This window comes from Mariniflexile aquimaris (assembly GCF_042676825.1).
Taxonomy (GTDB): Bacteria; Bacteroidota; Bacteroidia; order Flavobacteriales; family Flavobacteriaceae; genus Mariniflexile; species Mariniflexile aquimaris.
The window spans coordinates 115,809-139,750 of record NZ_JBHTIB010000014.1; the positions used below are offsets into that span (position 1 = coordinate 115,809).

Genomic DNA, 23,942 nt, shown 5'->3' on the forward strand with positions numbered 1-23,942 from the left:
AATTATAATTTATGCAATTTCTTTATTTTGATCCAGGGTTAGGTGCAATGGTAATTCAGGTTGTAATTGCAGCGGTTGCTGGAGTTATCTTGTTTTCTAGAAATTTAATATATAAAATCAAATTGTTTTTTGGTATTGAGAAGAAAGTGGACATATTTGATGATATTGATATCAATGATACCGATTTAGAAAACAAAAACAATAGTGAACAATAAGCAAAATCATTCAGCTTCTTTTAGAGATCCTTCTGGATATGTTTATTTAGATGATGGTGTTATTAAACGCCATATAAATCCAATTTATTTTAATCAATATAAATCTTTAAATGAGCAAGGTATTTTTGAAAAGTTAATTAGAGCAGAATTACTAATTAAACATAAAGAAGTATCACAAAACGATAATGAAATAGTTCTACAGCCTGAGCAAATTCCTTTTATTACTTATCCTTATGAATGGTCATTTAATCAATATAAAGAGGCCGCTTTATTAACACTTAAAATACAGAAATTTTCTTTAGACCATGGTTTCTCACTTAAAGATGCTTCTGCTTTTAATGTTGCTTTTTATAAAGGCAAGGCCATTTTTATTGATACCTTATCATTTGATTTTTATAGAGAGAACTTACCTTGGAGAGCATTTAAACAATTTATAACACACTTTTTAGGACCATTGGTATTAGCGCATTACCATGGTGCTCAAGCTTTAAAGTTAATGAATAATTTTATTGATGGTATTCCTGTTGGAATAATATCATCAATGCTACCTTTTAAAACTAAATTAAATCCCTTTTTGTATTCCAATATACATTTGTTAGCAAAGTATGAAAATAAACACAACGAAGATTATCAAGGAAAAATAAAAACCATTACGCTTTCTAAAAAAGGACAATTAAACATTATAAATAGTTTATACGATTATATAAAAAAACTGTCCATAAAGGAACATAGCGAATGGGGAGATTATTACAATAAAACTAATTATTCTATTAGTGCTTTTTCTCAAAAGTCAAATCTAATTGATACTTGGATAAAAAAGTTAAAAACAGAAACGTTAATAGATATAGGAGGGAATGATGGTACGTTTGTAAGACGAATAAAATATCCTATAAAACAAGCTTTGGTATGTGATATAGATTATAATGCGGTCGATTTAAATTATAAAAATTTAAAGATAGGAAAGGAAACTTATATGTTGCCTTTTATACAAGATATTTTAAACCCAACTGCGGCAATAGGTTTTAATAACAAAGAACGACAATCTTTTTTAGAACGAATTCAAGCATTTAAACCAGATGTTACTTTGGCTTTAGCAATAATTCATCATATGACTTTATCTGGGAATATTCCTTTCGATATGTCTGCTGATTTTTTTGCTTCGTTTTCTAAATATTTAATTATTGAATTTCCTAAAAGAGATGACTCATGGGTGCAACGTTTATTGTCTTCAAAAGGAGAATTTCAGAATCATTTTAAATTTTATACAATTGAAAATTTTAGAAAGGATTATGTAAATTACTTTGAAACAATAGATGAAATTTGCATCGATAATTCAGAGCGCGTTTTATTCTTATTGAGAAGAAAGAATGATGTCTAGCATAAGAAATCACATAACAGAGTTTTTAAATAATAATGAGGACCATCCTATTATATATGCCATTGCCGTAGGGTTATATCCTATATTATTTTATTATTCAAATAATTACACATTAGTAAATAGCTTGTCGCATTTAGCATACTTTGTATTAACTTTTATTGGTATTCCTTTTTTAGTGTTTTTTGTGGTAACTAAACTTAAGTTTATTAAGCATAAAAATAGAGTTCTCACTTTTTTAAGTGTTTTTGTTTTTCTCTTTTTATTAAAAGTTTGCCTTTTTGGAGATGTTCAAAAAAAAATAAGTTTAGGTATTTTATTTATATCATTTTTAGCAGGGTATTTTTTATTTAATCATCTAAAAAAACTTGTAGTAATTCAGTTCATTTTCGCTTTTATTGGCTTTTTTGCTTTATCTAACACAATAATAAAACAGTACAGTATTTCAAAAGAATGGATGCAACAACCAGATAATATTGCTGAAGTTGAATTTGTAAAAAAACCAAATGTTTATTACATACAGCCTGATGGCTATGTTAATTTTTCAGAACTTAAAAAGGGATACTATAATATAAAAGATAATACTTTTGAAAAGTTTCTAAAGAGTAATGATTTCACTTATTACAATGATTTTAGAAGTAATTATACTTTTACACTTTCATCAAATACCTCTAGTTTAATGATGAAACACCATTATTACAATAATGTTTTAAATTACAAGGAAGTTCTTAATGATCGAGATATTATTATTTCTAAAAATACTGTCTTAGATATTTTTAAGAATAATGGTTATAAAAGTTATTACATTACGGAAATGTCTTATCTTTTGCTAAACAAGCCAAAAATGGGCTTTGACTATTGTAACATAAGTTACGACGATATTTCTTTCATAGGTAGAGGGTTAGGTGATATTAAAGATGTCTTGACTCCTTTAAAGAAAGGAATTGAAGAAGAAGTTGATAGGCCAAAATTTTTCTTTGTTCAAATTTTGGCTCCAAATCATATTAGTGGTTCACAAATACATTCATTAGGTGTTGTGGAGGAAAAACTAGCATGGACAAAAAGGTTAGAAAGGTCTAATGATGTATTAACAAAAACAATATCTACAATAAAAGAGCGTGACCCTAATGCATTAATTTTAATAATGGCAGATCATGGAGGTTATGTTGGAATGGGATATACTTTAGAATCTTATAAAAAAACAGATGATAGAGATAAAATCTATTCTATTTTTAGTTCATCTTTGGCTATACATTGGCCTTATGGTAAAGTTCCTAATTATCACGACAAATTAAAATCTTCAGTTAATGTATTTAGAATTCTTTTTACTTACTTAAGTGATGATGAATCATATTTATCTAATTTACAACCTGACTTTAGTCTAGCTATAGTAAATGAAGATGCTTTACCAGGTGTTTACAAATACATTAATGAAAATGGAGAAGTAACTTTTGAAAAAGTAACTAATTAGCTTTAATTTTAGCTTTTGTTTAAGTAAAAAATAATTTAAAATTTATACTGTAAAAAAATATAACCCCGATTTAAAAATACTTTGGAATGGTTTTGTATCAAATTCAAAGAATGCAACATTCTTGTTTAATAGGGATTTTATGGACTATCATAAAGAAAGGTTTCAAGATTATTCATTGATGGTTTTTAAAAAAAACAAATTGGTTAGTATTTTACCAGCTAATATTGTTGCAAATAAACTTTATTCGCATCAAGGTTTAAGTTATGGAGGCTTAATATTTTTAAACAAAAGCTCATTTCAAGTTTGTTTAGGGTCTTTTTATGCTATTTTGGAGTTTTTATTTAAACAAAAAATTATAACGCTGTTCTTAAAACAATTACCTAAAATATACTGCATTAGACCATCCGATGAGTTAGATTATCTTTTTTATAATTTAAAAGCAGAATCTTATAGAAAAGATGTCTCAATGGCAATTCAATTAAATAATGATTTTGAATTTTCAACTCTACGAAAAAGACAATTAAAAAAGGCATTGCAAAATGACTTAAAAGTCAAGTTGGATACCGACTTAACTTCTTTTTGGAACGATATTTTAACTCCTAATTTAAATGCTAAGCATCATACCGATCCTACTCATTCTATAAGTGAAATTAGTGTTTTGCGAGATAAATTTCCAAACAATATTAAGCAATATAATGTGTATCTTGAAAATGAATTATATGCTGGATGTACAGTTTTTGAAACCAAAAAAGTAGCTCATTTACAATATATTTCAACAAAAAAAGATAGAAATATAGGGGCTTTGGACTTTCTGGTAAATCATTTAATAACAAGCATTTATAAAGAGAAAGAATATTTCGATTTTGGAATTTCTAATGAAAATGAAGGAAGAAGTATAAATGAGGGGTTACTCAATTGGAAACAAAGTTTTGGAGCTTCGGCGGTGGTTCATGATTTTTATAAAATTGAAACTAAGAATTATTCTTTGTTAAAAAATATAATGATATGATTAAGTTTTTAGATTTAAATTTACTAAACAAACGTTTTGAAATTGAATTTAAAAATGGATTTAATCAATTTTTAGATTCAGGCCAATATATATTAGGTGAGCAGGTTACTAGTTTCGAGACTGAGTTTTCTGAATATTGCGGCACACAATTTTGCGTTGGAGTAAGTTCAGGTCTGGATGCACTTCAATTAATCATCGAAGGCTATAAGACTTTGGGAGTCTTAAAAAATAATGATGAGGTAATTGTTCCTGCCAACACCTATATAGCTACTATTTTAGCTATAAGTAACACAGGTTTAAAGCCAGTTTTGGTAGAACCTAATATTCAAAATTATAATATCAATCCAGAAAAGGTTCGAAAAGCGATTAGTTCAAAAACTAAAGCGATTCTAGGCGTTCATTTGTATGGACAGATTCATGATGTAGAGCAATTAGAATCAATTGCCAAAGAGCATAATTTATTATTAATTGAAGATGCAGCCCAAGCGCATGGTGCAATTTATAAGGATGGTCGTAAAGCAGGAAACCTTTCTAATGCTGCAGCCTTTAGTTTTTATCCAACCAAAAACTTAGGTGCCTTAGGAGATGCTGGGGCTATTACAACAAATAATGAAGCGTTAGCTGAGGTGATAATTAAGTTGCGGAATTATGGAAGAAAATCGACATATGTGAATGATTTAAAAGGGTATAACTGCAGGCTAGACGACTTGCAAGCAGCATTTTTACGTATTAAATTAAAGCATTTAGATGCCGATAATAATAAACGAAGAGAAATTGCGAATCTATATTTTAAAGAATTAAATTCCAGCAATATAGTATTGCCAAATTGTAAAGATTTAGCACAACATGTATTCCATCTTTTTGTAATTAGGAGCCATAAAAGAGATGCACTAAAAAATTATTTATATAAAAATGGTGTCGAAACGCTTGTGCATTATCCCGTAGCTATCCATAAACAATTGGCATATAAAGAGTTTAATGATTTCGAATTACCCATTACAGAACAAATTCATAATGAAGTTTTGAGTTTGCCTATACATCAACTATTAAGAGAAGACCAAATCTTAAAAATAACCGATTTAATTAATAGTTTTAGTTGAAATATTCTAAAGAAAATAAAGATTTGTTTCTGTTTAAATTGTTTTCAGTTAATTCTGTTGGAGTTATTATAAGATCATTTTTGGGTTTACTATCTCAAAAATTAATCGCGATTTACTTGGGTCCTGAAGGAATTGCTTATATAGGCAATTTAAGAAACGCTTTAAGTGTGTTTAGTTTAGGGGCAACTGCAGGAGTTGATCAAGGAGTTTTAAAATACCAATCTGAGTTAAATGACAATCCAGAGGAACTTAAAAAACTATATAGTACTTCTTTAGCATTTATTCTAGTAGGGAGTGTAACCATTTCTTTATTATTACTATTTGGGTCATCATTCTGGAGTCAGTATCTTTTTAAAACACCCCAGTTTAGTTATCTTTTTATAATTCTAGGCTTCACAATTCCTTTCGCAGCAATTTATAATTTATGTTTTGCAATTATTAGTGGACAATCGAATTATGTAAAAGCAACATTAATTTCATTAATTACTGCAGGGTCAGTAACAATACTTGTGATTTTTCTGGTTTTTTTTTGTCAACTCTCTGGTGTGTTATTAGCCATAACATTAACACCCATAATTCAATTATTAGTGCTTTTTATTTTTGCGAGAAAAGAAATTGATTTATTTAGAAATTTGAAAATTCATTTTCATAGAATTATTACTAATAATCTTTTAGTTTTCATTGTAATGTCTGTTGTTGCAGTTGTTTTTAGTAATTTAGTGGACATTGAATTAAGAAGTTATTTAATTACAAAACTTTCAGTAAAAGAAGCAGGTTATTGGACATCTATGTTGAATTTATCTAATTATTACTTATCATTTATGACTGGAGTATATTCATTGTATGTTTTGCCAAGGTATGCTAAAATAAAGGATATCAAGACCTTTCTAAAGGAAATAATGCTTATTTATAAAGTAATATTACCAATATTTGTCGTCTTGTTTATTGCGATTTTTTTGCTAAGAGATTTTATAATAGCTATTCTATATACTCGTGACTTTTTGCCAATGGGGGTTCTTTTTAAATGGCAGCTTTTAGGTGATATGGTGAAAATTACATCCGTGATTCTAGCATACCAATTAATTGCACAAAAATTATGGAAACTTTATATTTTAACCGAAATTATTTCAGTGCTAACACTTTATGTTTTTGGTACTTATTTTATTGATAGGATGGGCGTGCAAGGAATTACATATGCACATTTTTTAAGATATATAGTATATTTAATAGTAGTTATTGTTTCAATTTTGTTTGCAAATAAAAATAAGATAAAAAATGAAGTCATCTAAAGTAAGCGATATACAAATAATCAACATTCCGAAAATAAAGGATCGTAGAGGTAATCTTTCAGTAATAGAAAAAGATGTGATTCCATTTGAAATTAAACGTGTATATTATTTATATGATGTACCAAGTGGCGCATACCGCGGAGGTCATGCCCATAAAGACCAACTAGAGTTTTTAATTGCTATAAGTGGTAGTTTTGATGTTGTTATGCAAGATGCGTTCGGTGATAAGACAAAGGTCACACTTAATAAACCCAACAAAGGATTATTGATACCTAATATGATTTGGCGAGAATTAGAAGACTTCTCGTCAAGTGCCGTTTGTTTGGTGGTGGCTTCAGATGTTTATGATGAAGACGATTATTTAAGAAATTTCAAAAAATTTGTGAAATAAGGCTACTATTTAACTTTTGGCTTTAAGAATGAAATTAGTTTTCTGAAAAAAGTGTTTTGACTAGCAAAATAATGAATATAATCTTTTATATTCTTTGATTTTATTTTTTTATAAGCATTTTTACCAACGTCCTTTTCTTCAAAATATCCAGCTAAAAATAATAACTCTTTGTTGTAATCGGTATTGAATGTTTCAACAATATCGTCATTATATTGGTATTTTTTATTAAAATATTCGAATAAATTTTTCATTTGATTTTTTAAAAAAAAGTGATTTTTAAAACATTTTTTGTGAGAGTATGATTCATTGTGTACTCTATAAATATGCAATGATTCTTTTATTGTTTCGAAATTTGTATGCATTGATAAATCAACAAGAATTGGGTAATCTTCAATAGTAATTTTCATGCTTAAATAAGTATCAAAATCAACAAATTTAATTAGGTATTCTCTTCGGTAACAATGACCAATCGGGGCTATTTTGCCTAATAACAGTGCTTCTTTATAGCTTTCTTTTGAACTGTTTAGAATCGATTTATTTTTAAAGAAAATTGTTTTTTTCGTATTGTCGTAATAACTGTCAAAACCAGAATCTACAAATCCTAAGCTAGTATCGTTATTTAATACATTCACCATTTTTTGCAGCGCATAATCGGATTTTAACATGTCATCTCCAGCAATGTCAAAAATAAAAGTGCCATGGCATCTATCTAAAGTCGCTTTAAAATTTTTAAGAATTCCCTGTTGTTTGGCGTTTTTATGAACTTTAAAAAGATTCGGGTGCAATGCAGCGTATTTATTAATAATCTTTAAAGTGTTGTCGGTAGAGCAGTCGTCGCCAACAACAATTTCATAATTAAAATCTACAATTTGCTTTAAAATAGATTTAAGAGTGTCTTCAATGTGTTGCTCGTTATTGTAAGTAATAAGATGTACAGATAACAAAGTCATAATTGGTTTCGAATAGTGCATAAAATTAAAATAAAGAACCATAGGATTGATGAATAAATCATTTATTTTTGAAAAAACATAGTTTAAAATAATGAGTCGAATCAAAATTGCGTTAGTGGGATTTCATTTGCATGGAGGAGGAACCGCAAGGGTAATGACTAACCTTTCTAATTTTTTTCATGAAAAAGGATTCGAAGTTCATAACATTATTATACATGATGAAATAGGATACGATTATTCAGGTAGCTTATATAACTTAGGAAAATTAAAAAGTAAATCAAACACCATTTTAAATAAGTTAAAGCGAGTCATATATTTTCGTAGGTATATGAAAAAGCATCAATTTGATTTTATAATTGATTTCAGGTTTAGAAAAAGAATACTTCAAGAGTATTTAATTTCAAGATTTGTTTATAACATCGAAAGAACAATTTATACCATCCATAGTTCTCAGTTAGAAATTTATTTGCCTAAATCGGCATTTTGGGCAAAGGTTATTTATGCGAAGGCCTATAAAATTATAGCCATTACAAAAGCAATGCAGGAATTAGTTGAGGTAAAGTACCCGATGCTTAATAATATTTCAATGATTTATAACCCCATTATTGCAAATAATATTGCCATAAAAAAGGAAGACGTAGTTAATCTCAATTTTGAATATTATATAGCAGTTGGACATTTTGATACCAACCAAAAACAGTTTGATAAGCTTATAGAAGCTTATTCTAAATCGATGCTTCCGGGTAAACAAGTACATCTTGTAATTTTAGGAAAAGGGAAAAAGCAGTTAGAGTTGGAGAATTTAGCAAAAGAAACAGGCGTAAAAGATACAGTTCATTTTTTAGGGTTTCAAGAAAACCCTTATAAGTACATGAAAAACGCCAAAGCTTTTGTGTTGAGCAGTTGGCATGAAGGGCATCCAATGGTTTTAATTGAAGCACTATGTTGTGATACACCAGTAATCGCTTTCGATTGCCCAACGGGACCTCGGGAAGTGGTTTCTCATTACGAAAATGGACTGTTAATTGAAGACCAAAACTTCGAGGCTTTAACCATGGGGTTAAATACCATGCTTCGCGATGAAACTTTGCGTAAAAAATGTAAAGATAATGCCTTAAAAAGCACACAAAAATTTTCAATTGAAGTTATTGGTAATCAATGGTTAGATTTAATGACTATTAAAAACTAATTTTTTGTCGAAACTACTTTATATAACTACAAATTTACAAGGCTCTGGTGGGGTCGCACGAGTTCTTTCGGTTAAATTAAATTATTTAATTGAAACTTATGGCTATACAATTCATGTAATAACCACCAATAACAAAAGCGATACTTTTTTTTATGATTTTAATTCTAAAATCGTTTTTCATAGGATTGAAATTAAAAATTTCGGGTTTGTGCATTTACTAAAATACAAGAAGTCTCTTCAAGAAATAGTTGATGTTATAAAGCCTAATATAATTGTTAATTGCGATAACGGTTTTAAAGGAACATTACTGCCATATCTTTTAAACACTTCCGCAGCCTTAATTTATGAAAGACATGGAAGCCGACAAATTAAAACAATGACGCTTATTGAAAGCTTAAAAAAGAATTTTGCTAATCTGATTTTAGATAGAAGCCTCTATAAATACAAAGCATTTATTGTATTGAATGAGGAAGATGCCAAAGACTGGAAAGCCGATAACGTTGTTGTTATGTCTAACCCGCTTTGGCTTAGTGTGCCAAAAATACAGAACACATTACAAAATAAAGTAGCGGTTGCAATTGGCAGGCATTCCATAGAAAAACAGTTTGATGTTTTAGTGCAAATATGGAAAAATGTGATAGTTCAATATCCAGATTGGAAACTTAAAATTTATGGTGAAACAGTTGGTGACAGGTCTATTGAGAAGTTGGTACAGGAACTACATATGGAAAATCATATTGAGCTTCACGCGCCAATAAAAAATATTAATCAGGTTTATAGCAATGCATCATTGCTTTTAAATACATCCTCATCTGAAGCTTTTGGTTTGGTTATCATCGAAGCTATGGCTTTTGGTTTGCCTGTAATTGCATTCGATGGTGCAACCGGACCAAAAACTGTAATAGAAAACGAAAAAAATGGGATGCTCATTAAAAATAATGACACCCAAGCTTATGCAAATAAAATTAAAGAGTTAATTAATAATGACACTTTAAGAAAAACTATAGGAGAAAATGCCAAAGTAAGTGTTAGTAGGTTTGATTTAGAAAGAATTATGCAACATTGGCATGAACTGTATCAATCATTAAATTAGTTAGTTTTGTTTTTACAAAGATCGAAGTAACACATATACAAAATCTTATAATATTGTATTAAAATAATTTTTGGATTTTTAGACAATAAATTATTTACTATCAATTTATTAAAAGCCACATAGAGCCCGAAAAAAATAAAGTTTAAACCCGTTTTTTTTGAAACTACGAAGGCTTTTAGCAAATCATTATCATGCTCTTGTATCTCTTTTTTATTGTAAAGATTTAAAAGGGTTCTTACTGCAAATTCTACTTTTTCTTTATATTTAATACTACTTTCAAGTCCTAAATGATAAACACTATTATCTATATGTAAAACAGGTATTTTATTGAGTTTTAATTGTGGCCCAAAATAAATATCCATACCATAAGAATTTCCTATACTATCTAAAGCAAATTTAATATAGACCTCCTTTTTAATGAGCATGTTGGCGGCCGATGTAATTTTATAAGGTGTTTTGTTTCTTTTTTCTGCACTCACAGATTCGTAAGTTACACCATATTTCCATCGCAATAAACTGCTTAAATCTGGAGGGTTAGTATCATAAATAATACCGCCAAAGACAACTTCATAATTTTGTTTAATGGCTTTTAGATAATTTGAAATAAAAAAGGCGTCTTTTAATTTCATATCTGCATCAATTAATAAAACCCAATCATATTTAGCTTTATTGACTAATAACTGTCTTGTTACTGCAATGCCATTATTCTTGTCGGATAGGGAATAGGAGGTGTTTGATAACGTATTAATTGTCTCATTTGAATTTATGGTAGATTTATTAGAATAATCATCTATACATATAATTTCAAATTCTATTTTCGAGGCGCTTAATTGTTTATGAAGGGTATTAACTAAATCGCAAATATTATAATTATAAACTGGTATTAATACAGATATCATAGTTTTAGAATAGGTCATTTTTATAAATACCAAAAATATAATCACTTTTATGGTGTTTAAGGTAATCATCTTCAAACTTAAATAAATCCTTCAGTATTAATTCTTTTTCATTATCAAGCGTTATGAAGTGGTGACCTAAATCTTTTAAAGCCGGAATTAAAATATTGCCTCCAAAAGAACTTTCGTAAACAATGGAAAAATTTTTATGAATTGAAGGTATAATATTTTCAGATTCAATACATTCAGAAGGATCTGCTATAATCATTCTAATGAGTCCAGACCCGTAAAATCTATTTTTGAAAAAGTTTAATTTAAAACGTTTTTTAAATTTCTTCGGAATGAGATTCAAGCATTCATTTATTGCTTTTATTTGATGTTTTGGATATTGAAGTCTATTGGGGCCAACATATTCATTTATGATTAATAATCCATTTTTTTTAAGAGTTTGTTTCACGTTGTTTTTTAGAAAGTTATCGATGTTTTTAAAATGATGAAGTGATGCATGAAAAAATACGATGTCATAATAATTTTCAGGATAAGTATATTCGTAAACATTTTGAACTTTAAATGATATATTGCTTAAATTATTTTGACATGCCGCTGTTCTGGCGTTTTCAATTAATTCATCGCTAATATCCATACACACAATTTCTTTGATATTAGGATGTGTTGCAAATTCTAATTCATGATGACATTTTCCGCTACCAAGCGATAGCATTTTCAGGTCTTTATGGTTGTTTAAAATATTGGTGCTAATGTAGTCTTTGAAGCTTGTTTGCGAATTGCCTGTAATTAGTAGGTTCCATCTTTCATGCATTTTTGGAATAACCCAACTATGCGCTGAATTAATAGTGATGTTATTAAAGGCGCTTTTAGTTCTCTCAACATTTCTAAAGTTGAACTTAGAAACTATAAAAGAAAGTCCTCTTAACTTAAGTTTTGTATAAATATCAATAACGTCATCAAGAGTTATAATTCGCAGCATAATTATTTTGAAAATTTACCCCTTTCTCTGCACCACCTCAAAAACCTGATTATCGTCGCACTTTAAGGTTTTGCTTGGGTATTTTAATAGCAAAGCATAATCGTGAGTAGCCATTAAAATGGTGTTACCGTTTTTGTTTATTTCTTGTAAAACTTCCATAACCTCAATACTTGTTTGAGGGTCTAAATTTCCTGTTGGCTCGTCGGCAAGAATAAGTTCTGGGTTGTTAAGTAAAGCTCTGGCAATCGCAACGCGTTGCTGCTCACCACCCGAAAGTTCATGCGGGTATTTAAAACCTTTAGTTTTCATGTCTACTTTACTTAAAACCTCTTCAACACGAGTATTCATTTCGGCCTTATCTTTCCAACCCGTAGCTCTTAAAACAAATAATAAATTTTCGTTTACAGTACTGTCTGAGAGTAGTTTGAAGTCTTGAAAAACAACCCCTAATTTTCGTCTTAAAAAAGGAATGTCTTTTTCTTTTAAAGTTTTTAAATCGAAATCTACAATATGTCCTTCGCCTTCAGTTAAAGGCAAATCACCATAAAGTGTTTTCATAAAACTACTTTTTCCGGTTCCAGTTTTCCCAATAAGATATACAAAATCACCTTTGTTTATTTCAACATTCACTTTAGAAAGCACTAAGCTATCGCCTTGATAAATAGAAACATCTTTTAATTGTAAAATCGGACTTGACATAAGTAAATAAATTTCTGTGCCGTAAAAGTATTATATAAATATTGAAAGTTGAAAATTATAGGTTAAAAGTTTTTAAAGTTTCAATGCTTAACAATTTAATCTTCCAATCGATGCATGGAACATGGCTTAAAACAGCAGTAGATATTTTTTTTGGCTTTTAATAACTTGGTTTATAATTATAGCACGATTGTTGCGTTATAAGATTTAGATTAAATTATCTTTGATTTTAAATAATAAAACGAATCGTTAATGACTTTAAAAAACAGTGTTTCCTTTTTGGTGGCAATAAGTTTAAGTTTTCAAATTTGGGCACAACAATCTGCCACTTACACCAACAATTTAGTAGAGTATCAAAAAGCTTTAACGCTTTATAATAACCAGCAATATTTAGCGGCACAGTCCTTATTTGGTAGTGTAAAAAAATCAACAAAAGAAGATGTGTTATTGTCTGATTGCGCGTATTATATAGCCAATTGTGCGGTGCGTTTAAATCAGCAAAATGCAGACCAACTTATAGAGAATTTTGTAAAAGAATATCCTACAAGCACAAAAAGAAATACCGCGTATGTAGATGTTGCAGATTATTATTTTGAGAATTCTAAATTCGCTTATGCCAGAAAGTGGTATGATAAAGTAGACGAATCTGGTTTAAGCAGGGCAGAAAAAGAAAAATTTTATTTTAATAATGGCTATTCGGCATTTTCGAGTAAACAATATAAAGAAGCCAAACAGTATTTATCGAAGGTAGAAAACTCTAAAGAATACGGGTCGCAAGCTAAGTATTATATTGGTTTTATGGCTTATGAAGGGGATGATTACGACAGTGCCAATAAGTATTTCGAGCAGGTTAGTAACCAGGAAAAGTATAAAGAAAAACTGTCTTACTATCAGGCCGATTTAAATTTTAAGTTAGGAAATTTTGAAAAAGCCATTCAGCTGGCAAAAGCTAGATTAAAGGGAAGCGATGCTAACGAAGTTTCTGAGCTTTCAAAAATAATTGGCGAAAGTTATTTTAATTTAAATAAATATGCCGAGGCGATTCCATATTTACAAGCCTACAAAGGGAAAAATGGTAAGTGGAATAATACCGATTTTTACCAATTGGGATATGCCCATTACAAACAAGGCAATTTCGATAAAGCTATTTCAGAATTTAACAAAATAATTGGGGGTACTAATTCTATCGCTCAAAACGCTTACTACCATTTAGGCGAAAGTTATATAAAACTAAATAAGAAGCAAGAAGCTTTAAATGCTTTTAAAAATGCTTCGGAAATGGATTTCGATTTAAAAATTCAGGAAGATGCCTGGTTAAATTATGCAAAAATTAGTTATGATATTGGCAATCCATACCAATCGGCACCACAGGTTTTGGCAGCTTATTTAGAAAAGTATCCAAAAACAGCGCAGAAAGAAGAAATTGAAACCTTGTTGATTGATTCTTATATAACATCAAAAAATTACAAAGAAGCACTTAGATTATTGGAAGGAAAGAAAAGTTTCGAAAACAAAGTGGCCTACCAGAAAGTAGCATTTTACCGAGGTTTAGAAATGTATAACGAATCTAATTTTAATGAAGCAAAATCCCTTTTTGACGCCTCCATAAAAGAACCACGCGATGCTAATTTTACGGCAAGAGCCACTTTTTGGAAAGCTGAAACCGATTATAATTTATCAAATTACAACGATGCGTTAATTGGCTTTAAGCAATTTCAGCAATTAGCGTCTTCAAAAGCAACACCAGAATATAAAAACTTAGATTACAACTTAGCTTACACGTATTTCAAGTTGAAAAATTACTCTCAGACCGCGCAATTTTTCAATCAGTTTATAGCATCAAATAAAAAAGATGATAAAGTACGACTCAATGATGCGTATCTGCGTTTAGGAGATGCATATTTTGTTTCCAGCGATTATAAGAATGCCATTAGCGCATATGAAAACGCCATAAAATTAAGCGCGATAGATTCCGATTATGCCTTCTTTCAAAAAGTCATTAGTGCTGGGTATATAGGGCAAGATTCAAAAAAAATTAAAGAATTAGAGCAGTTTATATCAGAATACCCAAAATCTAAACTTCGCGATGATGCCATGTACGAACTTGGTAATACTTATGTAAAAGTTAATGAAACTGACAAAGCCATTCAGGTTTATAATCGATTAAATTCAGAATATAAAATGAGTTCTTTCGTTTCAAAAGCCTTACTACGTCAAGGATTGGTTTATTATAACAACAGAAATAACGACCAGGCTTTAAGTAAATTTAAACAAGTGGCAAGCGAATATCCCGGAACGCCAGAAGCTATTCAATCGGTAGCAACGGCACGTTTAATTTATATAGATTTAGGACGCGTAAACGAATATGCCTCTTGGGTTAAAACACTTAATTATGTGCAAGTTACCGATACCGATTTGGATAATGCTACCTACGAAGCTGCCGAAAAACAGTATCTAGACAACAATACCGATAAAGCTATTTCACAATTTAATGGGTATTTAAATCAGTTTCCAAGCGGATTACATGCGATGCAGGCACATTTTTACGTAGGGCAGTTATATTATAAAAAAGGTTTAGTAGAAAATGCAGCACCGCATTATAAGTATATCGTCGATGCTTCTAGAAACGAATATACCGAAGAAGCGTTATCGCGTTTATCGCAGTATTATTTAGAAAGTAAAAATTGGAATAAAGCCATTCCGTTATTACAACGATTAGAAGAGGAAGCTAATTTTCCACAGAATGTAATATTTGCACAATCTAATTTAATGAAGGCAAACTATCAAATGGAAAGCTATAGTAAAGCTGTTTTGTATGCCGAAAAAGTATTGGAAAATTCTAAAATCGATAACAAAATTAAAGCCGATGCCAATATTATTATTGCACGTTCTGCTATGAAAACTAACAATGAAGCCAAAGCAAAAGAAGCCTATGCGAAAGTTGAAGTTGTTGCAACCGGCGAAACAGCTGCCGAAGCTTTGTATTACAACGCTTATTTTAAGCACAAGGAAAGTAAATTTGAAGCATCAAATACTGCCGTTCAAAAATTAGCTAAGGATTTTTCTGGATATAAGTATTACAGCGCCAAAGGATTAGTGCTTATGGCAAAGAATTTTTACGCCTTAAACGATGCCTTTCAAGCCACTTATATCTTAGAAAGTGTTCTTAAAAACTTTACCGAGTTTGATGATGTTATTAATGAAGCCAAAACAGAATTAAATAAAATAAAGGCCAAGGAAGCTAAAACAAATTCATCAATACAAGCTGGAGGAAATTAGTTTTAAAAAATTAATAGTGTCACACTAAGCGCTGTCGAAGTGTATCAAAAAAAGTCATATAAAAACGTAAATAATAAAATATGCGCAAGCACATAAAAAACATAATAATAGCAGTTTTTACTTTAAGTGTAACCTTTGTGTATTCACAAAAAAAATCTACCGACACCATCAATACTGGTGTTATCGATGTAGTTAAGCCTTATACGCCAACCATTTCAGATGCGTTTAAAGTAAAGGAAACCCCATCGTTAGATGACGAAACTACGCAGGCAAAAAAAGAGATTAAATACAATATTTTTTCGTTCCCAGTGGCTTCAACATTTACACCTGCAAAAGGAAAAGCGGCAACAGTAGACAAAGCGAAACCTGTTAAATTATTCGATAATTATGCTACTGTTGGGGTAGGGTCTTATACAACATTTTTAGGCGAAGTGTATTTAAATCATGCCATTAGCAGAACAGAAAGTGTTGGCGGTTACGTAAGTCATTCGTCATCGGGTGGTGGCATAGAAGGATTGTTGTTAGACGATAATTTCTCAAATTCAAAAGTACATGTTAACTACGCATCGCGGTTAAGAGATTTTTCTTGGAATGCCGAGGGTGGTTTTCAATACCAAAGCTATAATTGGTACGGACTCCCAGAAAATTATGCAAACGATGCCGCTTTTGCGAGTACTTTAGATGTTGGTCATTCCTTTTTCAATGCGCATTTAGGGGGCGATTTAACTTTTGAAGACACCTATATTAACGAGGCAAGTTTTCTTTTTAGACACTTTGGTGATAATCAGGGTTCGGCAGAAAACAGATTTAAATTTAAAGCTAAAGTAGATGTGCCTATTAATGATTATGAAATTGCTACCGATGTTGTTATCGATTATTTAGGAGGTGGTTTTGATAAAGCCTATAATAGTGATGAAGAATTAAACTATGGCAATTTTCAAATAGGGATTTCACCAACTTATGAAATGAAAGAAGACGATTTAACCCTAAATTTAGGCGTTTCTTTGTTTTATTTGAATGACAGAGAAGCTAACAGAAGCAAGTTATATATTTACCCAAACGTAACAGCTACTTACAGATTGGTAAACGATGTGTTAATAGCCTATGGTGGACTTAAAGGTGATTTAATACAAAACTCGTATTATGGATTTGCCAACGAAAATCCGTTTGTATCGCCAACCTTATTTATTACACCAACCGATCAGCTTTATAATGCGTATGTAGGTTTAAAAGGAAAAGTAACCAGCAATATTAGCTATAATATTAGCGGAAGTTATTTAGCCGATAGAAGTAAAGCCTTATTTAGAAATAATGTAACGTCTTTTGATATGATAGATGCCGAGGATTATGAATACGGTAATTCATTTGGAATTGTCTATGATAATGTGAAGACTTTAGGGCTTGCTGGCGAAATTAATGTAGATATAAATAGAAACTTTAAACTAGCTTTAAAAGCCGAAACCTTTAGTTATAATACCGATGAAGAAGCTGAAGCTTGGAATTTGCCAGATTTTAAAGGGTCCTTGTTTTTAGATTACCAAATTGATGAAAAATGGTTTGCAGGTGCTAATTTGTTTTATGTTGGAGAACGAAAAGACCTGTTAAGTATTGAAGATGAATTTTCGGTAATATCATCAACCCAAGTAACTTTAGATAGCTATTTCGATGCTAATGCCCATGTAGGATACCATATAAACGACCAATTATCGCTATTTGCAAAAGCGAATAATATAGCTGATAAAGGGTATCAACGTTGGCAGAATTTCCCGGTGCAAAGGATTCAGTTGTTAGCGGGAGCTACTTATAAGTTTGATTTCTAAATGCCTGCGAAATCAAGAATCTCGTAAGCTAATTGTGAGAAGTCATTGCAAGGAACGAAGCAATCTATTCATTAAAAAATGGCTGCTTCGTTCCCTGTTATAACCTAAAGTAAGATCTCTGAGTTCAGAAACATATAATATTGTCAATTTTAGATTGAAACCTATACAGCAATTAATCTTGCCAAATAATCAAAATGATCGCCTTCTAAAACCAATTCGCATTTTAGACCTACGGTTTCACAAGCAGTTTGTAAGGTGTTAAAATCTAAATACAACCATTTCATCGGGTCTTCTTTTTCGCCTTTATAGCTTAAAAAGTAGTCGAGTTCGCCATAATAACTAGCATTCATATCCATCCAAACCCCTCCATCTTCATCTTCATACATATACTGAATATCCGAAGAATCAATTAAAATCTGACCGTTTGGTTTTAATAAACTTTTTAAATGTGTTAAGTATTTAGAAACTTGTGCTAATTCTTGAAAAATTCCGGTTCCATTCATCAATAATAAAATGGTGTCGAAGGAGTTAGTTTCTTCCAGAATATTTTTCACTTCGGCATTTAAAACACCGCGTTGTTTGGCGACTTCAATGGCGCCTTTCGAAATATCTATGGCATCAACATGAAATCCTTTTTTTTGCAAATACAAACTATGACTACCAGCGCCACAGCCAACATCTAAAACAGTGCCTTTCGCTAATTTTAATGCTTTTTGCTCTAGTTTGGGCATGTCTTTAAACCCACGAAATAAATAGGGTAGCGGCAAATCGTCTTCATCCGAAATGTTAGTAGAGGTGATGATGTCTTCAGTATATTTCCCGTTTTGGTAATCTAATAAAGCATTTCCAAATAAATCTTTCAAAATAAAAAAGTTTAAAGTTTAAAAAGTTTAAGGTTTAAAAGTTCTATTTTTGAATCGAAATCATCACACAACCAACCTAAAACTTGAAACAATCAACTTGGAAAATTTTATAAATAACCTTCCAAAGCTCGCCAAAGATAAGCATAACGAGAACAAAAAATTCTTTGCGAAACTAAAAAGTAAACCGCCCAAAAATTTGGATTATGTCATGCAGGAATTACATGATAACGAATTTAATAAAACGGATTGCTTGGAATGTGCCAATTGCTGTAAAACTACAGGACCGTTGTTTACCGATAAAGATGTAGAGCGTATTGCAAAACATTTTAAAATGAAAACACAACAATTTATAAATCAATATCTGCGTTTGGATGAAGATAACGATTATGTGTTGCAAACTGTGCCTTGTACCTTTTTAGGCGCCGATAATTATTGTGCCATCTACGATGTGCGTCCCAAAGCATGCCGGGAGTATCCGCATACCGACCGGAAAAAATTTCAACAAATTTCTAATTTAACAATTAAAAACGTGGCTATTTGCCCCGCGGCCTATAATATTGTTGAAGAGATGAAGAAACGGATTAAAGTTTAGTTTTCAGTCGCAGTCGCAGTCGCAGTCGCAGTCACAGTTACAGTCACAGTCACAGTTACAGTCTCAGTTACAGTGACAGTTTGCAGTAGATGCATATGGTCGAAATTTGGCTTCTAACAAACTTTCATGCATTTTCATTATATTTAAAAAAATAAAACGAACGCGTTGGAAACTCTTTTAAACTATTTCGAAACCATTCCGTCTTCCCATCGAAGCATTATTTTAGTGGGAGGATTAACTATATTCTGGCTTTTAGAAGGTGCCGTGCCCTTATTTAAATTCAAGTATAAAAAATGGCAGCACGCAGTTCCTAATTTGTTCTTTACTCTCACCACCATCATTATTAATTTTGTGCTAGCTTTTTTGCTGTTACAATCTGCCGATTGGGTGGTTGCAAACAATTTCGGATTATTAAATTGGTTACCAGAAATGCCTTTATGGTTATACGTTGTTCTGGGGGTCTTTTTTATGGATTTTTTTGGTGCCTACCTTCCGCATTATATTGAACATAAAGTAAAACCACTCTGGATGGTTCATTTGGTGCATCACTCCGATCATAATGTAGATACTACTACGGCAAACAGACATCATCCGCTGGAAAGCGTAATACGTTTTATATTTACATTACTAGGAGTCTTTATAATTGGGGCACCTATTGGTATTGTGATGCTGTATCAATCTATGAGTTTGGTGGCAACACAATTTACCCATGCCAATATTAAACTTTCAAAAAAAGTAGATAAAGCACTAAGTTATGTGCTGGTTTCTCCAGACATGCATAAAGTACATCATCATTACATGTTGCCTTATACTGATTCTAACTATGGAAATATTTTTTCGATATGGGACCGACTTTTAGGCACTTATATGGAATTGGATAGAGAGCAAATAATTTATGGCGTAGATGTTTTTCCCGATGAAAAGGAAAATAGCAATATTAAAGATTTGCTGAAACAACCGTTTCAGAAATACAAGAAACCAACAATTATTAATTAATAAATACCGATTCTAGCTGGTTGCCAAAATCCTGCATCGACACACCAGTTAAATTAGTTAAAACGGCTATTACGAGTTCTTCCTTCGGATAGACTAATAATATGGTTGATGCACCAACGCCACCTCCAGTATGATAATATTTAGCTGTGCCATTTTTTGTGGTTTCTACCGAAAAGCCAATGCCATAGCCCGTTTTTTCGCCTGTTACTAAACGTTGGGACGTAATAATTTCTGAAAGCGATTCTTCCGAAACTATGGTGGGCGAAATAATCTCATTTCCAAATTTTAATAAGTCCTCAGAAGTCGATAAAAAACCACCACCACCAACTTTAAATTCGTTGTTAACTGGACTGGCTAAAACGCGTTTTTTTAAGAGCGATTTTTTGTAAAATTTAGTTTTATTAGGAATTTTAGCGTCCGCAACATCCATCATAGAATTATCCATATGTAATGGTTTAAAAATCGTATCATGTACATAGGTGTTAAAGGGTGTTTTTGCTGCTTGTTGCATAACGTCACTTAAAAGCACAAAGCCAAAAGTGCTATAATTATATTCCGTTCCTGGAGGTGCTAGAAGCGAGTCGTTTTTAAATAAATCTAAGCCTTCTGTAATGGTTAATGGTTTATTTAGTGCGTATTCATTATTATCTTTATAATGTCTGATGCCTGCTAAATTACCTCCAAGTTGCCTTACCGTAAAATCGTAGGGTTGTTTTGGGTAATCTGGTAAATATTTGTATATGCTCGAATCTAAAGCTATTATGTTTTCTTCTGTCATTTTTGCCAAAGCAAGCGCTGTAATAGATTTTGAGATACTTGCAATTCTAAAAATAGTTACATTGGGTTTTACTTTTACACGTGGTTTTTTTTGAGCAAATCCAAATCCTTCCGACCAAATAATTTCACCTTTCTGAGACACCGAAATAGACATGCCCATAATACCGTGTTTTCTCAAAAATTTTTTAGCTAGTTTTTTGGCGCTTTTTATTTTAAGTTGATTCGGACTTTGCGGAGTTTGACTAAAACCAACTGCACTTAATAAAAGCATTAATGATGCAATAATTCTCTTCATTTAAATATTACTTATATAATAAATAGGGTGTTCGTGTTTTTTTGAATGTTTCCAAACCAGGTTGCCATGACGCTTTTATGTCTTTTTCCAACATACCATTTTCAATCTGCTGTTGCAGTGTTTTGGACCCTGCCAGTTTAGTGAAAAAAGCATTGAAGAACTCCGATTTTTTCGCAGTACCATTATAAGCAGAAATAAGCCAATTCAAATGAATACCATTTAAATGTTCGGTTGTTGTTAAATCCATACCATAGCAAACTTTATCCTGATGAGGTGGATATTTTGCACCTTCATTTGGTTTTGGAGTAAATTTAAATTTAAAAATGGTTGAATCTAAAAACGGACTTCCAAAAATTTGAAATTGTTTATCCGTACCACGACCAACACTCACATTCGTACCTTCAAAAAAGCATAAACTGGCGTAAAGATTTATCGATTTGTCGTTGGGTAAATTCGGACTCGGTTTTATGGGTAAACTGTACTTCATTTGATGCGTGTAATTCTTAACGGGAATCACTTTTAAATGGCATTGAGCACCATTTTTTAGCCATTTTTCGCCATTAATCATTTGTGCATATTCACCAATAGTCATGCCATGTACAATGGGGATTGGGTGCATACCAACAAAACTTTTATGTTCCATTTCTAAAATAGGACCATCAATATAATGTCCGTTTGGGTTTGGTCTGTCTAAAATTAAAACGGGAATATTAGCTTCTGCACAAGCTTCCATAACATAATGTAACGACGAAATATAGGTGTAAAACCTTGCACCTACATCTTGTATGTCAAAAATAATAATGTCTAAGTTTTTAAGCTGTTCAGGTTTTGGTTTTTTATTGTCGCCATAAAGTGAAATAATAGGAACCCCTGTTTTGGTGTCGATACCATCTTTAATATGTTCGCCAGCATCTGCTGTTCCTCTAAAACCATGTTCGGGCGCAAAAACGCTGTTGATAGTTATCTTTAATTTAAGCAGCGAGTCCACTAAATGAGTGTGTTTCGAATCTTGGTTTTTAGATTTTGTGCCTGAGTTACTTTTAAAAATAACGCTCGTTTGGTTCGCCACAATACCAACACGTTTGCCTTTTAATAGCGGTAAATACGCCTCTGTTTGGTTGGCGCCAACTGTTATTTCAAGGTTTTCGGTTTTGGGTTTTGGGTCGTCTGAAACGGTTATCTGGCTTCCATTTTCCGACTTTAATCCATCTACTTTTTTCTTCGAAAAGTTTCCGCAAGAAATCATTACCAAAACAAATAATAAAACTGTATTTTTGAAAACATTAATCCGCATCATATAATTTGAATTACGAGTATTTTATAGCTAAACGCATTATTGGTAGTAAAGCGTATAAAAGTAGTATATCGGCACCAATAATAAAAATTGGTATCGCTGCAATTGCTATCGGAATTGTGGTAATGATGGTTGCCATCGCAACAGGAATTGGCTTACAACAAAAAATTCGCGATAAAGTAGTGGCGTTTAATGGGCATGTTACTATTTCGAATTACGATAGCAACACTTCTCAAGAAAGTATCGCTCCCATATCCAAAGAACAAGATTTTTACCCCGAGTTTAAATCGGTTGAAGGTATTAAACACATCCAAGCAGTAGCTTCAAAATTTGGAGTTATTCGCACCGATTCCGATTTTGAAGGCGCTTACCTAAAAGGCGTTGGAGCCGATTTCGATTGGGAGTATTTTAAAGAGTTTTTGGTTAAAGGCACCCTGCCAGATTATACAAAAAACCGAAATGAAGACGTGCTAATATCTCAATATTTAGCCAATAGACTCAATTTTAAGGTGGGAGAATCATTTCAAATGGTATTTCCAAAAGACGATACCGAAAAGCTTCCAAATATTATCACCTATAAAATAGTTGGTATATACAATTCCGGATTTCAAGATTTAGATGCACAATATTTAATAGGAGATATTCGACATATTCAACGAATTAATAACTGGAAACCAGATCAAATAGGAAATTTTGAAGTTTTTATAACTAATTACGACGAGTTACCAAGAAAAGGTATCGAGATCTATCAAAACACCCCGTCAACACTAAACACACTAACTATAACAGAAAAATACGCCTCGGTTTTCGAGTGGATAAATATTTTCGACAAGAACATTTACGGCATTATAGGCATCATGATTTTGGTGGCAGGTATTAACATGATTACTGCTTTATTGGTACTCATACTCGAGCGCACCCAAATGATAGGAATTTTAAAAGCACTTGGCAGCAACAACTGGAGCATTCGCAAACTCTTTTTATATAATGCATCCTACCTAATATTACTAGGTTTGTTTTGGGGTAATATTATAGGTCTAAGCCTGCTTTTTGCACAAAAATATTTAAAACTGTTCCCCTTAGATCCCAGCGTATATTACGTTACCGAAGCGCCAGTTTATATAAGCCTCGGCTACATTATCGCGTTAAATATAGGCACGCTTATATTATGTTTACTCATGCTTTTAGTACCATCGTATATCGTAACAAAAATATCGCCGGTAAAAGCCATACGGTTCGAGTAGTTTTGGGCGTGCCCCTATTGGGTCGGGCTATACGTTACAAGTCCTCGCTCCCCCGAAGTGTCGGGGTCACTGTGGGCTTTCTCCCGAAGCGTCGGGACTATCCCTCACGCGAGCAAACAA

21 protein-coding genes are annotated in these 23,942 nt (G+C 31.6%); 14 read left to right on the forward strand and 7 right to left on the reverse strand.

Annotation, left to right across the window (positions count from 1 at the left end; translation table 11 throughout):
• The first annotated feature begins 11 nt into the window (after nt 1-11).
• The 7 genes from ACFQ0I_RS13885 (at nt 12) to ACFQ0I_RS13915 (ending at nt 6,850) form a co-directional block, all read left to right on the forward strand.
• Entirely contained in the window at nt 12-215 is a 204-nt protein-coding gene (locus ACFQ0I_RS13885; RefSeq protein ID WP_379943250.1) for a hypothetical protein, read from the forward strand.
• Nucleotides 205-1,593: a class I SAM-dependent methyltransferase gene (locus ACFQ0I_RS13890; protein WP_379943252.1), complete on the forward strand. Its 1,389-nt coding sequence runs from the start codon at nt 205-207 to the stop codon at nt 1,591-1,593. Before ACFQ0I_RS13885 ends, ACFQ0I_RS13890 begins: the two co-directional genes overlap by 11 nt.
• Nucleotides 1,586-3,061 (forward strand): hypothetical protein, encoded by a 1,476-nt coding sequence (locus ACFQ0I_RS13895; protein ID WP_379943254.1) that lies wholly within the window; start codon nt 1,586-1,588, stop codon nt 3,059-3,061. The genes ACFQ0I_RS13890 and ACFQ0I_RS13895 overlap by 8 nt, the downstream gene beginning before the upstream one ends.
• A 139-nt stretch (nt 3,062-3,200) precedes the next feature.
• Nucleotides 3,201-4,070, forward strand: a complete 870-nt coding sequence (locus ACFQ0I_RS13900) for a GNAT family N-acetyltransferase (protein WP_379943256.1) — start codon at nt 3,201-3,203, stop codon at nt 4,068-4,070.
• Nucleotides 4,067-5,170, forward strand: coding sequence for a DegT/DnrJ/EryC1/StrS family aminotransferase (locus ACFQ0I_RS13905; RefSeq protein ID WP_379943258.1), 1,104 nt, complete (start codon nt 4,067-4,069; stop codon nt 5,168-5,170). The genes ACFQ0I_RS13900 and ACFQ0I_RS13905 overlap by 4 nt, the downstream gene beginning before the upstream one ends.
• Nucleotides 5,167-6,459 carry an O-antigen translocase gene (locus ACFQ0I_RS13910; RefSeq protein ID WP_379943260.1) on the forward strand — a complete coding sequence of 431 codons (1,293 nt, stop codon included), beginning with the start codon at nt 5,167-5,169 and terminating at the stop codon, nt 6,457-6,459. The genes ACFQ0I_RS13905 and ACFQ0I_RS13910 overlap by 4 nt, the downstream gene beginning before the upstream one ends.
• Nucleotides 6,446-6,850: a sugar 3,4-ketoisomerase gene (locus ACFQ0I_RS13915; protein ID WP_379943262.1), complete on the forward strand. Its 405-nt coding sequence runs from the start codon at nt 6,446-6,448 to the stop codon at nt 6,848-6,850. Before ACFQ0I_RS13910 ends, ACFQ0I_RS13915 begins: the two co-directional genes overlap by 14 nt.
• Nucleotides 6,851-6,855: 5 nt before the next feature.
• On the opposite strand, the gene ACFQ0I_RS13920 is transcribed toward ACFQ0I_RS13915, so the two are convergent.
• Nucleotides 6,856-7,821, reverse strand: coding sequence for a glycosyltransferase family 2 protein (locus ACFQ0I_RS13920; RefSeq protein ID WP_379943264.1), 966 nt, complete (start codon nt 7,819-7,821; stop codon nt 6,856-6,858).
• A 70-nt stretch (nt 7,822-7,891) separates the two neighbouring features.
• Here ACFQ0I_RS13920 and ACFQ0I_RS13925 point away from each other — a divergent pair, with 70 nt between their 5' ends.
• Nucleotides 7,892-8,989, forward strand: coding sequence for a glycosyltransferase (locus ACFQ0I_RS13925; protein WP_379943265.1), 1,098 nt, complete (start codon nt 7,892-7,894; stop codon nt 8,987-8,989).
• Nucleotides 8,990-8,993: 4 nt separating this feature from the next.
• A complete protein-coding gene (locus ACFQ0I_RS13930) occupies nt 8,994-10,082 on the forward strand; it encodes a glycosyltransferase (protein ID WP_379943267.1) in 1,089 nt (362 codons plus the stop codon).
• Here ACFQ0I_RS13930 and ACFQ0I_RS13935 read toward each other — a convergent pair.
• The 3 genes from ACFQ0I_RS13935 to ACFQ0I_RS13945 are packed head-to-tail and all read right to left on the reverse strand — an operon-like array spanning nt 10,079 to nt 12,665.
• Entirely contained in the window at nt 10,079-10,999 is a 921-nt protein-coding gene (locus ACFQ0I_RS13935) for a glycosyltransferase family 2 protein (RefSeq protein ID WP_379943269.1), read from the reverse strand. The genes ACFQ0I_RS13930 and ACFQ0I_RS13935 overlap by 4 nt on opposite strands.
• Complete coding sequence (locus tag ACFQ0I_RS13940) at nt 10,986-11,966, reverse strand: class I SAM-dependent methyltransferase (protein ID WP_379943271.1); 981 nt, start codon at nt 11,964-11,966, stop codon at nt 10,986-10,988. The genes ACFQ0I_RS13935 and ACFQ0I_RS13940 overlap by 14 nt, the downstream gene beginning before the upstream one ends.
• Nucleotides 11,967-11,981: 15 nt before the next feature.
• Nucleotides 11,982-12,665 carry a cell division ATP-binding protein FtsE gene (locus ACFQ0I_RS13945; protein WP_379943272.1) on the reverse strand — a complete coding sequence of 228 codons (684 nt, stop codon included), beginning with the start codon at nt 12,663-12,665 and terminating at the stop codon, nt 11,982-11,984.
• Nucleotides 12,666-12,914: 249 nt separating this feature from the next.
• Between ACFQ0I_RS13945 and ACFQ0I_RS13950 the strand changes: the two genes are divergently transcribed.
• On the forward strand, nt 12,915-15,941 hold the full coding sequence (locus ACFQ0I_RS13950) for a tetratricopeptide repeat protein (RefSeq protein ID WP_379943274.1): 3,027 nt from the start codon (nt 12,915-12,917) through the stop codon (nt 15,939-15,941).
• Nucleotides 15,942-16,021: 80 nt separating this feature from the next.
• A complete protein-coding gene (locus ACFQ0I_RS13955; RefSeq protein WP_379943276.1) occupies nt 16,022-17,761 on the forward strand; it encodes a TonB-dependent receptor in 1,740 nt (579 codons plus the stop codon).
• Nucleotides 17,762-17,922: 161 nt separating this feature from the next.
• Here the strand turns inward: ACFQ0I_RS13955 and ACFQ0I_RS13960 are convergent, their stop codons facing one another.
• The gene (locus ACFQ0I_RS13960; RefSeq protein ID WP_379943277.1) at nt 17,923-18,624 is read right to left on the reverse strand and encodes a class I SAM-dependent methyltransferase; all 702 of its coding nucleotides are present in this window, start codon (nt 18,622-18,624) and stop codon (nt 17,923-17,925) included.
• Between the two features lie 97 nt (nt 18,625-18,721).
• On the opposite strand from ACFQ0I_RS13960, the gene ACFQ0I_RS13965 reads away from it, so the two are divergent.
• Entirely contained in the window at nt 18,722-19,216 is a 495-nt protein-coding gene (locus ACFQ0I_RS13965) for a YkgJ family cysteine cluster protein (protein WP_379943279.1), read from the forward strand.
• A 165-nt stretch (nt 19,217-19,381) separates the two neighbouring features.
• Nucleotides 19,382-20,212, forward strand: coding sequence for a sterol desaturase family protein (locus ACFQ0I_RS13970; RefSeq protein WP_379943280.1), 831 nt, complete (start codon nt 19,382-19,384; stop codon nt 20,210-20,212).
• Here the strand turns inward: ACFQ0I_RS13970 and ACFQ0I_RS13975 are convergent.
• Together ACFQ0I_RS13975 and ACFQ0I_RS13980 are read right to left on the reverse strand one after the other, a co-directional pair.
• On the reverse strand, nt 20,205-21,284 hold the full coding sequence (locus ACFQ0I_RS13975; protein ID WP_379943282.1) for a serine hydrolase domain-containing protein: 1,080 nt from the start codon (nt 21,282-21,284) through the stop codon (nt 20,205-20,207). The genes ACFQ0I_RS13970 and ACFQ0I_RS13975 overlap by 8 nt on opposite strands.
• A gap of 7 nt (nt 21,285-21,291) precedes the next feature.
• The gene (locus ACFQ0I_RS13980) at nt 21,292-22,578 is read right to left on the reverse strand and encodes an exo-beta-N-acetylmuramidase NamZ family protein (RefSeq protein ID WP_379943291.1); all 1,287 of its coding nucleotides are present in this window, start codon (nt 22,576-22,578) and stop codon (nt 21,292-21,294) included.
• A gap of 8 nt (nt 22,579-22,586) precedes the next feature.
• Here ACFQ0I_RS13980 and ACFQ0I_RS13985 point away from each other — a divergent pair, with 8 nt between their 5' ends.
• Complete coding sequence (locus tag ACFQ0I_RS13985; protein ID WP_379943283.1) at nt 22,587-23,822, forward strand: ABC transporter permease; 1,236 nt, start codon at nt 22,587-22,589, stop codon at nt 23,820-23,822.
• Nucleotides 23,823-23,942 lie beyond the last annotated feature (120 nt).